At 66.4% G+C, this 13730-nt stretch carries 10 protein-coding genes; 8 read left to right on the top strand and 2 right to left on the bottom strand.

Features of this window, described 5'->3' with window-relative positions; all coding sequences use genetic code 11:
* Positions 1-174 precede the first annotated feature (174 nt).
* Positions 175-549, bottom strand: coding sequence for a hypothetical protein (locus VA599_RS11885; RefSeq protein WP_346788721.1), 375 nt, complete (start codon positions 547-549; stop codon positions 175-177).
* A gap of 188 nt (positions 550-737) precedes the next feature.
* On the opposite strand from VA599_RS11885, the gene VA599_RS11880 reads away from it, so the two are divergent.
* Positions 738-1043: a hypothetical protein gene (locus tag VA599_RS11880; RefSeq protein WP_346788720.1), complete on the top strand. Its 306-nt coding sequence runs from the start codon at positions 738-740 to the stop codon at positions 1041-1043.
* Positions 1044-1047: 4 nt separating this feature from the next.
* Here VA599_RS11880 and VA599_RS11875 read toward each other — a convergent pair whose 3' ends face one another.
* Positions 1048-1929 (bottom strand): LysR family transcriptional regulator, encoded by an 882-nt coding sequence (locus VA599_RS11875; protein ID WP_346788719.1) that lies wholly within the window; start codon positions 1927-1929, stop codon positions 1048-1050.
* Positions 1930-2018: 89 nt separating this feature from the next.
* Here VA599_RS11875 and VA599_RS11870 point away from each other — a divergent pair, with 89 nt between their 5' ends.
* The 7 genes from VA599_RS11870 (at position 2019) to VA599_RS11840 (ending at position 13726) form a co-directional block, all read left to right on the top strand.
* Complete coding sequence (locus VA599_RS11870) at positions 2019-2468, top strand: multidrug/biocide efflux PACE transporter (RefSeq protein WP_021474861.1); 450 nt, start codon at positions 2019-2021, stop codon at positions 2466-2468.
* 3 nt (positions 2469-2471) lie between these two features.
* Positions 2472-2804, top strand: a complete 333-nt coding sequence (locus VA599_RS11865; RefSeq protein ID WP_346788718.1) for an SMR family transporter — start codon at positions 2472-2474, stop codon at positions 2802-2804.
* 373 nt (positions 2805-3177) lie between these two features.
* The gene (gene bcsQ, locus VA599_RS11860; protein ID WP_021474863.1) at positions 3178-3933 is read left to right on the top strand and encodes a cellulose biosynthesis protein BcsQ; all 756 of its coding nucleotides are present in this window, start codon (positions 3178-3180) and stop codon (positions 3931-3933) included.
* Complete coding sequence (gene bcsA, locus VA599_RS11855) at positions 3930-6521, top strand: UDP-forming cellulose synthase catalytic subunit (protein ID WP_346788717.1); 2592 nt, start codon at positions 3930-3932, stop codon at positions 6519-6521. The genes bcsQ and bcsA overlap by 4 nt, the downstream gene beginning before the upstream one ends.
* 8 nt (positions 6522-6529) lie before the next feature.
* The gene (bcsB, locus tag VA599_RS11850; RefSeq protein ID WP_346788716.1) at positions 6530-8779 is read left to right on the top strand and encodes a cellulose biosynthesis cyclic di-GMP-binding regulatory protein BcsB; all 2250 of its coding nucleotides are present in this window, start codon (positions 6530-6532) and stop codon (positions 8777-8779) included.
* A 1-nt stretch (position 8780) separates the two neighbouring features.
* A complete protein-coding gene (bcsZ, locus tag VA599_RS11845; RefSeq protein WP_346788715.1) occupies positions 8781-9908 on the top strand; it encodes a cellulose synthase complex periplasmic endoglucanase BcsZ in 1128 nt (375 codons plus the stop codon).
* Positions 9893-13726, top strand: coding sequence for a cellulose synthase subunit BcsC-related outer membrane protein (locus VA599_RS11840; protein ID WP_346788714.1), 3834 nt, complete (start codon positions 9893-9895; stop codon positions 13724-13726). The genes bcsZ and VA599_RS11840 overlap by 16 nt, the downstream gene beginning before the upstream one ends.
* Positions 13727-13730: the final 4 nt, after the last annotated feature.

Genomic DNA, 13730 nt, shown 5'->3' with positions numbered 1-13730 from the left:
GGGCGGGTGGTGGAGCAGGCGGACGCGGACGTGATCTACCGCGAGCCGCGGGACGGCTACACCAAGAAGCTGCTGGGGGCGATCCCGCAGGGCTGGAGTCCGGCGCTGGCGCCGGCGTAGCGCGGAAGACGCGATGCAGGACAAGCCGGCCCGGGTGGGCCGGCTTTTTTTGCGTCAGCTGTCGGCGAAGTCCATGGTCATGCTCCAGGGCGCCTGCTGACTGATGGAGTAGGCGATCTTGGCTTCGCCGCCGCCATCCGTCACATCCAGCAGGCCGCTGTCTTCGTCCTGGCCTATGGTCAGCTGGTAGAAACCGTCGCCGCCGTAGTCGTAGTCCGGGCCATCGGCGAAAATCACGCCCATCATGTAGGCGTTGCCGGGGCCGCTCCAGTCCACGCTGATCCGGGCCGCGCGGTCCGGTTGCAGCGCAAAGCCGCGCCGCAGCGGCTTGTCGTCCAGCAATAGTTCCTGATCGTCCCAGTTTGGATCGCTGTCGATGTATATGGCGCGGCTGGAATGGTTTTTCACCGTCACGACGGGTGAGCTCATCTGTTTTCTCCTTGCGGGAAGAGTCGCGTTATTTGGCGGATTGGCGCTTGCTAGAATAGGCGGGATGTGGGCGCGGGCTGGTCTGCGCCACTCTTTCGGACAGGCATTGCCGACCGTGGCCGTGAGATAGTGGCGAGTCATTTCATGGATGGCCCGCCAAGAGCGGGACAAGACAAAAGGAGAAGAAAATGACGAGATGGATGATGATGGCCGGCGTCGCCTTGATGGGATCATGCATGGCGCAGGCGGCGGGGACGCCTGTCTTGCCGGATGGCGCTTATGGATTCGACTGGTATGGCGCTACCCCTTGCCGAAAGATAGGCAAGGCGGATTTGCGGCGCTTTCAAACCTGTGAGAATGGCGGCAGCGGCTTTGGCGGCCCGGTCAAACCATTGCTGACTTGCCGTCACGGCAAGGACGACGAGTGGGTGATTTACGCCAACAAGGCGCAATGCCGGGACGAGCGCGAGACGATGGAGGCCAACGCGCCGTGACCCTCTAGTCCGTCTTGGACCAACTCTCTCCGCCGGCCAGTTGCCGCAGCAGCCATCCCGCCGCCGCGCCAAGTGGGCGGTGGGCGGCCCATACCAAGTCCACCGGCATCCGTTTGGGCCAGCCGGCCACATCCAACTGTTTCAGCTCGCCGCCGCCAAAGCTTTTCACCAGCCAGCACGGCAGCTCGGCCCAGCCCACGCCTAAGCGCGCCATGTCCAGCAGCATCAGGTAGCTGGGCGCGTACCATTGCCGTTGGCCGGTGTGGACGGGGCTCTTGTCGTTGTAGGTGTTGAGCCGCAGCTGGCGGTGCAGGGCGAGTTGCTGTTCGTCGACGCGGTCCATTTCCACCAACGGATGCCGGTATGCGGCGTACAGCGCCAGCTCGCTGGCCTCGCGCTGGCGCTGGTGGCGGATATCCGGCGGGTAGCGGTCCAGCGCGCCTACCAGGCCCAGCTGCGCTCGGCCGGACAAGATCAGGTCCAGCACGTCTTCCTGTTCCCCCGCAAGGCATTCCAGCTCCAGCAGCGGGTAGCGTTCCTCCAGCCGGCAGGCGACGTTTTCCAGCGTCTCGGACTGGAAGGTGTCGGACAGCACGATGGTGAGCCGGCTTTCCACGCCGGCGCTCAGCTGTTCCGCCTGCCGCTGCATGTCCTGGCTGGCGGTCATGATTTGGCGCGCTTGCGGCAGCAGCAGCCGGCCGGCCGGGGTCAGGGTGGGCGTTCGGGTGCCTCGGTCGAACAGGGGGTTGCCTAGGTCGATCTCCAGATTGGCGATGGCCTCGCTGACGGTGGATTGGCTTTTGCCCAGCCGCCGGGCGGCGGCGGAGAAGGAGCCGAGATCGGCGGCGTAGACGAAGGCGGAGAGCGCGTCGACGGAAATAGTCATATCGGTTTAACCGATGGATGGTATTTTTATAGTATCCGGAAACCCAATCATAATGCCAAGCATTGAATTTCAGCATTAGGGAGAAGTCAATGCAAACGACAAACAAGAAACTGGGCGAGCGGGTGCTGCACGCCGTGCTGTACGAGGCTTGCGCGATGGCTCTGCTGGTGCCGCTGGCGGCGCTGGTCATGCAGAAAGACATGCTGCATATGGGCGCGTTGGCGTTGATGATGTCGACGGCGGCCATGTTGTGGAATATGGTGTTCAACGCGCTGTTCGAGCGCGTAGAGCGCCGCTTCCAGTGGCGTCGCACCGCCGGCGTGCGCTGTCTGCACGCGCTGGGCTTCGAGGGCGGATTGGTGGTGTTGCTGGTGCCGCTGGCAGCCTGGTGGCTGAACAGCAGCTACTGGCAGGCTTTCCTGCTGGACCTGGGCTTCTTTGTCTTTTTCCTGCCCTATACCTATGTGTTCAACTGGCTGTACGACCATCTGCGCGAGCGTTTCGTCGCCCGCCGGAGTCTGTCGGCCGCTGTGGAGTGATTGATGAAAGTCTGGCTGTTCCTGATGGGGGCCATCCTGTCCGAGGTGGTGGCCACCTCCGCCTTGAAGGCCTCCGATGGCTTTACCCGGCTGTGGCCGTCCGTACTCACCGCAGGCGGCTATATATTGGCCTTCTATCTGTTGTCGCAAACCTTGCGCCATATTCCGGTGGGCGTCGCCTACGCGCTGTGGTCCGGCATCGGCATCGTGCTGGTGTCGCTGATCGCCTGGCTGCTGTACGGCCAGAAACTGGACCTGGCCGCAGTGGCCGGCATGGGGCTGATCATCGCCGGCGTGGCGGTGATCAATCTGTTCTCGAAAGCGTCCGCGCATTGAGCGGCGCGGGCAAGCCTGCCTGGCGCTCGCCAGGCTGGACTTGCCCGCTCACCAGAGCTGTCTTCGCAAGATATCCATGAGAATCCATGCGCGGCATTTGTCCGCGCTGCGCATGGATGACGTCCATTCCCGACTTCTTCCATCCGTCGTCAGCATCCCATCCGTGGCTGCCGCCCAATTCGCCTGTCCATGGCGGGCGCTCGTTCCGCCGCAGCAATGAGCCGCCGAGCCGAAAAACGCATCCATACTATATTCATCAATATATTTCCCTTTTCGCATCCTCTCGCTCCGCCAGGCTCGCCATCATCAGGAGCGGGCCCGGGCGTCGAGGTGGGCGAAACAGCCGGCGATACGGTTTTGGGCGAGGCGAAGCATGGCGATTTTGGCGGTATGCGGCGTGAAGGGCGGCTGCGGCGCGACGACAGTGGCCGCGTCGCTGGCCCTGTTGTGGCAGCGGCAGCAAAGGCCGGTGCTGGCGATGGACCTGTGCCGGCAGAACATGCTGCGTCTGCACTTCGGCATGGCCCGGGAGGAGAGCGATGGCTGGCGCGGCCGGCTGGATGCCGGCGCCGACTGGATGCGCGCCGCCTGGGAGGTGGGCAATCATCACCTGATGCTGGTGCCGCATGGCCGGGCGGCGCTGGATAGCGGCCAGGCCGGGCCGGAGGACCACTGGCTGCGCGAAGAGCTGGCGTTGCTGGAGAAGCGGGCCGGGCAGCGCACCGTGCTGGATTTGCCGGCGATAGGCGTGGCCGAACGGCGGCAGGGCTTGAACGCCGCCAGCCACGCGCTGGTGGCGCTGTCGGCCGAGCCCGCCGTTTGCGCGCTGCTGGAGATGACGGAGGCGGAACTGGCAGCCAGCGGCTTGCGGCCGGAACGCGTCTTGTTCGTCATCAATCAGTTCAATCCGCTGCGGCGGCTGGACAACGATGCCGAGGCGATGCTGCGCGAAGCGCTGGGCCCGCGGCTGGCGCCATTGCCCATTCATCGCGACGAGGCGGTGAGGGAAGCCTTCGCCAGCCAGCAGCCCTTGTTCGATTACGCGCCGGAAAGCCAGGCCGCCGACGATTTGCGCCAATTGGCGGCCTGGCTGTCGGTGCGGCTGGATGCAGGGGGGCGCGTCTCATGAAACGGTCGGCGGCGGGTTGGCCGGAGTGGGGCGTGCGGTTGCGTTTGCTGCATCCGGCCGATGCGCCGCGCTTCGCCTTGCTGCTGCTGTCCTTGTTCATCGTCACGCCTTCCCGGGGCTGGGCCGCCTGGAGCGACAGGGCGCGGCAGTATTTTCCGCAGGTCGATTTCTCCCGGCCCCGGCCGGGCGATCCGGTGCGGATCTTGTTGCAGCTGGCTTGGCTGTCTCTGGTCAAGCCGCCTTTCGCGCGGCGAGCGGGAAGGACGGGATCCTGGCCTTACTGGCTTGGGCTTTGCCGTCGCGCTTTGGCCGCGGCCGCCGGCTGGCGCCGCCGCGTCGGTTTCTGGCTGGAGGCGCGCTTTCCGCAGGCGTTCGATCCCGTCCGTTTGCGAGTCTCGGTAGAGGGCGTCGCCGAGCATGCCTGGTGGCGGAGCGCCGCCGTCCGCGCGGCTTGCTATCTGGCGGCGGCTTTGTTGGGCGTGATGCTGGTGACCACGCCATTCGACGAGTATTCGCAAGCGGTGTTCACTGTGGTGCTGCTGTTGCTGGCCTTATGGGTGAAGCGCATTCCCGGCCCGGTGCCGACATTGATTCTGATGGTGTTTTCCATCGCGGTTTCCACCCGCTACATCTGGTGGCGCGCGACGTCCACCATCAATGACGACAGCTGGCCTAATCTGATCGCCGGGCTGATTTTGCTGAGTGCCGAGTTGTATGCCTGGCTGGTGCTGTTGCTGGGCTTTTTCCAGTCGTCCTGGATGCTCGAGCGCGAGGTGGTGCCGCTGCCTGCCGATGCCGCGCTCTGGCCCAGCGTGGACGTGTTCATCCCCATTTACAACGAGCCGCTGCGGGTGCTGAAGCCCACCGTGTTCGCGGCGATGAGCATGGACTGGCCGCCCGGCAAGCTGCGGGTGCACATCCTGGATGACGGCACGCGCGACGAGATCCGCGAATTCGCCAAACAGGCGGGCGTCGGCTACATCGTCCGCCGCGAGCACAAGCACGCCAAGGCCGGCAACATCAATCACGCGCTGGGCGTCACCGACGCCAGCTTCGTCGCCATCTTCGATTGCGACCACATTCCCACCCGCTCTTTTTTGCACAACACGATGGGCGGCTTTCTCAAGGACGACAAGCTGGCGCTGGTGCAGACGCCGCACCATTTCTTCTCCGACGATCCGTTCGAACGCAACCTGGACACCCGCGGCGAGGTGCCCAATGAGGGCGAGTTGTTCTACGGCCGAGTGCAGGACGGCAACGATTTGTGGAACGCCTCCTTTTTCTGCGGCTCATGCGCGGTGCTGCGGCGCGAAGCGCTGTTGTCGGTGGGCGGCATCGCAGTGGAAACCGTCACCGAGGACGCGCACACCTCCTTGAAAATGCATCGGCGCGGCTATCGCTCGGCCTATATCAATATGGTGCAGGCGGCGGGCTTGGCCACCGAGAGCTTGTCCGCCCACGTCGGCCAGCGCATCCGATGGGCGCGGGGCATGGCGCAGATTTTCCGCAGCGACAACCCCATGCTGGGCAGGGGGCTGACGCTGGGCCAGCGCTTCTGTTACCTGAACGCGATGATGCACTTTCTGTACGGCATCCCGCGTCTGGTTTTCCTCACCGCGCCCTTGGCCTTCCTGCTGTTTCATGCCTATACCATTTACGCGCCGGCGCTCGGACTGGTGCTGTATGTGGTGCCGCACATGGTGTTCTCGGTGATGTCCAATTCCCGGATGCATGGCGAGTTCCGCCGCTCGTTCTGGGGCGAGGTCTACGAGACGGTGCTGGCCTGGTACATCACGCTGCCCACGACTGTGGCGCTGTTGTTTCCCGGTCTGGGTAAGTTCAACGTCACCGCCAAGGGCGGGGTGGTGGAAGAGGACCATGTCGACTGGAGCATCACCAAGCCTTACCTGGTGTTGTTGGCGCTGAATCTGCTAGGCGTGGGGTTCGGCGTCTATCGGGCCTGGACCGGTCCCGCCGACGAGGTCGGCACCGTGGTGGTGAACCTGTGCTGGGTGGCTTACAACACGCTGCTGCTTGGCGTGGCGCTGGCGGTGGCGCGCGAACTGCGCCAGGTGCGGGTGTCGCATCGGGTGCAGAGCCGGCTGCCGGTGTCGCTGCATCTGCCGGATGGCAAGGTCTATCCCTGCCATACCTTGGATTACTCCGAGGGCGGCATGGCGCTGGCGCTGCCGGAAGGTTTGCATTTGAGGCTGAAGCAGAACGCCGAGTTGACGGTGTCGATGCGATGCGGCGGCCGCAGTCACGCGCTGCCATGCCGACTGGTGTTCTCCAAGGACGGCCGTTTGAGCGTGCGCTTCGTCGGCCTGAGCCTGGAGGACGAGATGGCGCTGGTGCAATGCACCTTCGGCCGTCCCGACGCCTGGCAGCGAACCGCCGAGCGCGAGCATGAGGGCACGCCCTTGGGCGGCGCCTGGGACATCTGGCGCATGGGCGGCCGCAGCCTGTGGCAGTTGCTGCTGCAGGCGGCTTTGCCGTTCACCGTCCGCAGCGGCCGCTGGATGGGCTTCTGGAGCTGGCTGGGCAGCCTGCTGCCGCGGCAGCCGCATATCTATCGGGACAGCAAATGACCATGCGCATGCCGAGAAAACCTCTGTCGATATTCCTGACCGGACTGTTGCTGGCGGCGCAGACGCCGCCGCTCAAAGCCGAAGAAAAAATATCTGCGTCCGAGCCGGCCGCATCGGCGGCGCTGGTTTCCACCCGCACGCTCAGCTTCAAGCAGATGGGCGCCGGCTACCCGCTGAAAATGCGCGGCGACAACAGCCTGGCGAGCGTAGGCTTCGGCAGCCGCGGCGATGAAGTGATCACCGGCCTGGCGCTGCGTCTGCGCTACACATTCTCGCCGGCGATGCTGGCCGATCTGTCGCATGTGCAGGTGCTGCTCAACGACGAGGTGGTGTCGGTGCTGGCCTTGCCGAAAGAGCAGGGCGGCAAGCCGCAGCAGCTGACTCTGCCGCTGGACCCGCGGCTGCTGGCGAATTTCAACCAGCTGAAGTTCCGCTTGATCGGCCATTACACCAATCGCTGCGAGGACGAAACCCACAGCAGCCTGTGGGCGGAAATCAGCAATACCAGCGAATTGCAGCTGACGGTGCAGGCGCTGCCCTTCGCCAACGACCTCGGCTATTTTCCCGAGCCGTTCTTCGACAGGCGCGATTTTTCGCCGCTGAAGCTGCCGTTCGCGTTCGCCGCGCGTCCTTCGACAGCCGCGCTGCAGGCCGCGGGCGAGCTGGCGTCGTGGTTCGGCGCCCAGGCCGGGTGGCGCGGCGTGCGCTACACCGCCGCGTTCAACAGCTTGCCGGCCGCGCAGCACGCCGTCGTTTACGCAACCAACGCGCAGCGGCCGGACTTTCTGGCCAAGCTGCCGCCGGTGTCGGCGCCCACCATCAGCATCATGCCGCACCCGGAGCGGCCGGAGCGCAAGCTGCTGCTGATCCTGGGCCGCGACGACAAAGACCTGCAGCTGGCCACCGACGCGCTGGTGCTGGGCCAGGCCGGGATGAGCGGGGCCCAGGTGACGGTGCGCGGAATGAAGCTGGACGCGCCGCGCCAACCGTACGACGCGCCGAACTGGGTGCGGCCGGATCGGCCCACCAAACTGGGCGAGCTGGTGGACAATCCGCGCGATCTGCAGGCCACGGGCCAGCAGCCGGCGCCGATACGCGTGTCCTTCCGCGTGCCGGGGGATCTGTTCACCTGGGGCAGCCGCGGCATTCCGCTGGATCTGAAATTCCGTTACACCGGCCAGCAGCAGTCCGCCGGATCCCGTTTGAACATCGGCATCAATGAGTTGTTCGTGCAAAGCCTGAACCTCAACGCCAGCGGACTGGGCAGCACCCAGACCAGCTTGCGCCTGCCGGTGCTGGATAATGGCCTGCTCAGCAATATCGACCGCATCCTGCTGCCGCCGTTCCGCGTCGGCAGCCGCAACGAGATGCAGTTCCAGTACGTGTTCGCGGCGGAAAAACAGGGCGAGTGCGCCAACAACCTGGCGGATGGCAACCGCGCGGCGATCGATCCGGACTCCACCATCGATTTCAGCGCCTATCCGCATTACGCGGCGCTGCCGAATCTGGGCTTGTTCGCCACGTCCGGCTACCCCTTCACCCGCATGGCCGATTTGTCGGACACCGCGGTGGTGTTGCCCAGGCAGCCGGCGCAGCAGGATGTCGGCGCTTTTCTCAATGTGATGGGCAATATGGGGCAATCCACCGGCTACCCGGCGCTGCGTTACCGGCTGGTAGACGAGGGCGGGCTGGACAGCATCAAAAACAAGGATCTGCTGGTGGTCGGCAATGCCCGCAATCTGGGGCTGCTCAAGGTCTGGCGCGACAAGCTGCCCACCACTCTGGAGGGGAGCGAACGCAAAGTGGCGGAAGGGAAAGGCAACGCCTTGTCCCAGGAGCCGGCGCTTGGCTTGTCGGGCGGCGGCCGCGTCAGCGGCCAGGCTGACTTTTCCGCCAAGGGAAGATTAGGGGCGATACTGGGCCTGGAGTCGCCGCTGGCCCGCGGCCGCAGCGTGGTGATCGTCACCGGCAGCGAACCGGACGCGATGAGCGCCGCCACCGGCGCGCTGTCGGACGACGGCAAGGTGGCGCAGATGGCCGGCAGCGCGGTGCTGATCCGCGGCGACAATATCGACAGCCAGCAATTGGGGCCGGTGTATTACGTCGGCAGCCTGCCGCTGTGGACCTGGGTCTGGCTGTTCCTGTCGGCCCATCCGCTATTGCTGGCGGCGCTGTCCGCGCTGGCGGTGCTGATCTTCTCCTTCGCCATCCTGCGCCTGTTCAAGGCGCTGGCGGCTCGGCGCATCAAGGAGTCTTGAGATGGGCGCGCTGCAACGCGTGTGTCTGGTGGCGCTGTCCGCGCTGGTTTTCGTCTCGGCCCAGGCGGCGCCGTGCGACGGCTGGCCGGCCTGGCAGGACTTCCGCCGGCATTTCGTTTCCGATGGCGGCAGGGTGCTGGACCGCAGCGCCGACGGCCAGCCCACCACCTCGGAAGGACAGAGCTACGCGCTGTTCTTCGCGTTGGCGGCCAACGACAGGCCGGCGTTCGACAAGTTGCTGCAGTGGACGCGCGACAATCTGGCCGGCGGCGACTTCAGCGCCAGGCTGCCGGCCTGGCAATGGGGCAAGCGCCCGGACGGCCAGTGGGGCGTGATGGATGACAACAGCGCGTCCGATTCCGACCTGTGGATCGCCTATGACCTGCTGGAGGCCGGCCGGCTGTGGCGCGAGCCGCGCTATACCGCGCTGGGCAAGCTGCTGGCCCTGCGCATCGCGCGCGAGGAAACGACGGACCTGCCCGGCCTGGGGCCGACCCTGTTGCCCGGTCGTTACGGCTTCAGCAAGCCGGGGCTGACCCGGCTCAATCCCAGCTATCTGCCGCCGCAGCTGATGGCCCGCATGGCGCACGCCTTGCCCGGCTCCAACTGGGCCGCGCTGCGCGGCACGTCGCAGCGCGTGCTGCTGGAAAGCGCGCCGGCGGGCTTCGCGCCGGACTGGATCGGCTACCGCAACGGCTTCGTCGCCGACGACGCCAGCAAGGCGTCCGGCAGCTACAACGCCATCCGCGTCTATCTGTGGGCCGGCATGCTGGCGCCGGACGCGCCGGAGCGCGCGGCCTTGCTGGCCAGGCTCAAGCCGATGGCGCGGCAGGTAGCCAAGGCCGGCCTGCCGCCGGAAACGGTGGATACCCGCGACGGCAAGGTTCAGGGTTCGGGGCCGATAGGCTTCTCGATGGCGCTGCTGCCTTTTCTGCAGGCGCAGGGCGATCAGGCGGCTTTGCAGACGCAGTTGCTGCGCGTCGAGGCGATGCCGCTGTCCGAGCGGCCCGACGCCTATTACGACCACGTGCTGACTTTGTTCGGCCAAGGATGGCAGCAGGCGCGCTATCGCTTCAAAGCCAACGGCGAGCTTGTCCCCGCCTGGGAGGGAGCATGCGCGCCATCCTGAGCGCCTTGCTGGCGCTGGGACTGAGCGGGGCCCTGCACGCCGCGCCCGCGGCGGTGGACCCGGTCCAGGCGTTGTTGGAACAGGCCAGGCTGTGGCAATCGCTGGGCAGGCCGCTGGAGGCGCAGCAGGCATTGGACAAATTGCAGCGCATCCACGCCGCCAAGCCGCAGGACAAGGCGGAGGCGCTGACTTTGCAGGCGCTGGTGCAAGTGCAGCAGCGCCAGGACCCGGAAGCGCAGAAGACGCTGGCGCAATTGCGCAAACTGTACCCCGGCTATCCCGGCATCGCCCGCGTCGAGCAGCTGCGCCGGGTGATGGGGCCGGATCGCAACAAGCTGTTGACCGCGCGCTCGCTGTTCAACAGCGGCAAGTACGAGCAGGCTTACGCCGCCTTCAATGCGCTCTACCAAGGGCCGCCGCCGTCAGGGGCGCTGGAGCTGGAGTACTGGCAACTGGTGGCGCGGCTGCCGAATGGCGGCTGGGCGCGCAGTGTGGCCGCGTTGAAGAAGTTGATCCAGCAAAGCCCGTCCAATCATAGAAACCGGCTGACGCTGATCGGCATCCAATTGCTGCGTCCGCCGCTTCCGCAGCAGGGCTTCGCCGAGCTGAAGGCGCTGAGCCAGTTCGCTGACAGCCGCAACGAGGCGCTGAGCCTGTGGCGCAGGGCCTTGCAGCAGGCGGATATGCCTCAGGACGCCTATCTCGCTTATCTGCAGGCGGTGCCGGACGATGAGCAGATGCGTGCCCGGTTGGACGCCTTGCAGGAGGGCAGGCGCAAACAGCGCGAGCTGCTGGCCGATCCGGCCTATCGGGCCCTGCTGGCGGCCGACAAGCAACTGGACGCCAACCAGCTGGCCGCGGCGGAAAAGAGCCTGCAACTGGCGGCCGGCCGCTATGGCAATCAACCGCAGTATCTGAAGAGCCTGGGCCGCCTGCGCGAGAAACAGGGCCGTTACGCCGACGCGGCGGCCAGCTATCGGCAGGCCGGGCAGGCGGGCGACGGCGCTTGGAAGCGCCGCGTCGCCGACGCGCAACTGGCGGAAACATTGGCGCAGGCCCGGGACGCGATGCAGGCCGGACAATGGCAGGCGGCGCGCGCCTTGTTGGACCGGGCTGGCAAGTCGCAGCCGGCCAGCGTCGATGTGCTGCTGGCCGACGCGGAATGGCAGACGGGGCAAAAGCGCGCGGATCAAGCGCGGCGGCTCTACCGCCAGGCGCTGGACAAGAAACCTGACAGCGGGCAGGCGTTGGCCGGCCTGCTGCGCGGCTATCTGGACGCCGGCCAGTACGCCGAGGCCGACCAGATGCTGCTCGCCTTGCCGCAGAAGCAGCAGCGCGCGCTGGGCGCCTCGTATCTGTCCGCCCGCGCCGAAGTGGAGCGCGAGCTGGGCGACCGCTTGCTGGCTCAGGGACAGTTGCCGCAGGCGCTGCCGCATTTGCAGCGCGCGGTGGATTTGCAGCCGCAGAACGTCTGGAACCGCTTTGCCTTGGCCAATGCCTGGCTGGCGGCAGGGGACGCCGATAAAGGCGGGGCCGTTCTGCGCCAGTTGGCCGACGCGCCGGCCGCCAGCCCGGAAAGCTTGTACGCCTACGCCTTGTTCCAGGCCAAGCGGGATGAAGACCGCGCGGCGCTGGCCACTTTGCAGCGGGTTCCCCAGCCTGCGCGCAGCGAGGGCATGGCGGAGCTGCAGCGCCGCGTCTGGCTGCGCGAAACCATGCGTCTGGCCGACGCCCAGCTGGCTTTGGGCCACGCGGAGGAGGCGCGGCGCGGCTTGCAGGACGCGGAGCGCCGGATGCAGGGCGATCCGGAGCGGCTCTCCGAGTTGGCGCAGGCCTGGCTGCGGGCGGGCGAAGCCGACCATGCGCGCCAGTTGCTGCTGTCGCAGTATCTGGATCAGCCATCCACGGACAACGAACTGGCCTACGCCGACCTGCTGCTGGACCTGGACGACGCCGCGGCGGCCGAGCCGCTGCTGGCTGCGGCGGGCCAAACCCGGCAGGACATGAGCGAGGAGCAGAAGCGGAAGCTGGCCGAATTGCAGACCGCGCTGGCTGTGGCCCAGGCCGACAGGGCGCGGCAGTCCAGTGATGACGCCGGCGCGCAGGCCATCCTCAGCCAGGCTTTGGCGAACGCGCCGCAAGACGCGCGCTTGCAGCGCCGGCTGGCCGACTACGATATGGAGGCCGGGCGCTGGAATGCCGCCCGCGAGCGCTTGCGGCAGGTGCTGAGCGGGAAGCCGGACGACGACGAGGCCCAGCTGCAATTGGTGGATCTGTACATCAAGACCGGCGACCGCGAGTTGGCCGGGCAGGGCATAGACCAGCTATTGCAGGACAAGCCTGGGCGCAGCCTGGACTTCCGATTGAGGGTCATGACCCGCTTGGGCGATGTCGGCGACACCGGCAGGCTGGACCGCGAGATATCCAGCCTGCTGGCGCAGAACGTCAAGAGCCCCGGCCTGATGGGGCAGGCGGCGCGGCGCGCGCGGCAGAAAGACCAGCCGGAACAGGCGCTGGCCTGGTATCGCGCCGGTTTCGCGCCGGCTTCGGCCATGGCGTCCGCCGTCGATGCCGGCCACCGGCAGCCGCTGCGGCCGGTTCCTGCGGAGCCGGCACAGCAGGAAAGCCTGCATGAGGAGTACGCCGAGCTGCTGGACGCGCGCAGCGTCAAGATCTGGCAGGGCCTGGATCTGACCTACCGCAGCGCTGAAAACGGCACGCCGGGCCAGTCGCAAATGAGGATGTGGCAGGCGCCGCTGCTGGTGGAGCTGCCGGCTCCGCGCGAGGGCAAGTATTTTCTGCGCGCCGACGCGGCCAGCATCCGCGCCGGCTCTTTGGATAACAGCGCGGGCAATGATTACGCCTTGCAGCGCTTCGGCTCCGTCGCCGCGTGCGCAGCTTTGGCCGGCAACAGCGTCCAGAGCTGCGCCGGGCGGTTCGGCGCGCAAAGCGCGCAAGGCGTGGATTTGGGCTTGGGCTACCAGAACGAGCAGTGGCGGGTGGATATTGGCAGCACGCCGCAAAACTTCCCGGTGTCCAATGTGATAGGCGGCTTCCGCTATTCGGACAGCGTTTCCATCCTCAACTACAAACTGGAAGCCTCCCGCCGGCCGGTGACCAGCTCCTTGCTCAGCTACGCCGGCGTACGAGACGCCTATACCGGACAGACCTGGGGCGGCGTGGTGGCCACCGGCGTCGGCGGCAGCCTGGGCTACGACAAGGGCGGACGCTTCGGCGTGTGGTCCAATTTCGCCTACCAGCAGCTGACCGGCGAGAACGTGGCCGACAACCGCAAGGTTACTGTCATGGGCGGCGTCTACTGGCGTTTGCTGAAAGAGCCGGCCCGGCAACTGACGCTGGGCGTGAACAGCATCAATTTCTGGTTCCAGAAAAACCTGGGCGAGTTCACCTTCGGCCAGGGCGGCTATTACAGCCCGCAGCGCTACAACTCGCTGTCCATCCCGCTGGGCTACGCGGCGCGCAACGAGCGCTGGAGCTGGACGGGGCGGGCCTCGGTTTCCGTGTCCAGCGCGCGGGAGGCGGCGGAGCCGTTTTATCCCACCCGGCCGGATTTGCAGGCGCAGGCTGGCAATCCCTATGTCAGCGCGAGCGCCGGCCCAGGCTGGGGGGTATCGCTGAGCGGGGCGTTCGAATACCAGATGACGCCGCGGCTGGCGCTGGGCGGCATGCTGGAATACCAGCATTCGCAGTATTACCAGCCGGGCCGGGCGTTGTTCTACCTGCGCTACCAGCCGGACGGCGCGTCGTTGACGCTGCCGTTCCCGGTGGAGCCGTTGCAGCCGTATTCGAGTTTCTGAGGAG

The sequence above is a fragment of the Chromobacterium indicum genome, from assembly GCF_039708975.1.
Lineage (GTDB): Bacteria > Pseudomonadota > Gammaproteobacteria > Burkholderiales > Chromobacteriaceae > Chromobacterium > Chromobacterium piscinae.
The sequence above is the reverse complement of the archived record's forward strand: the minus strand, read 5'-3'. Positions and strand labels throughout refer to the sequence as shown.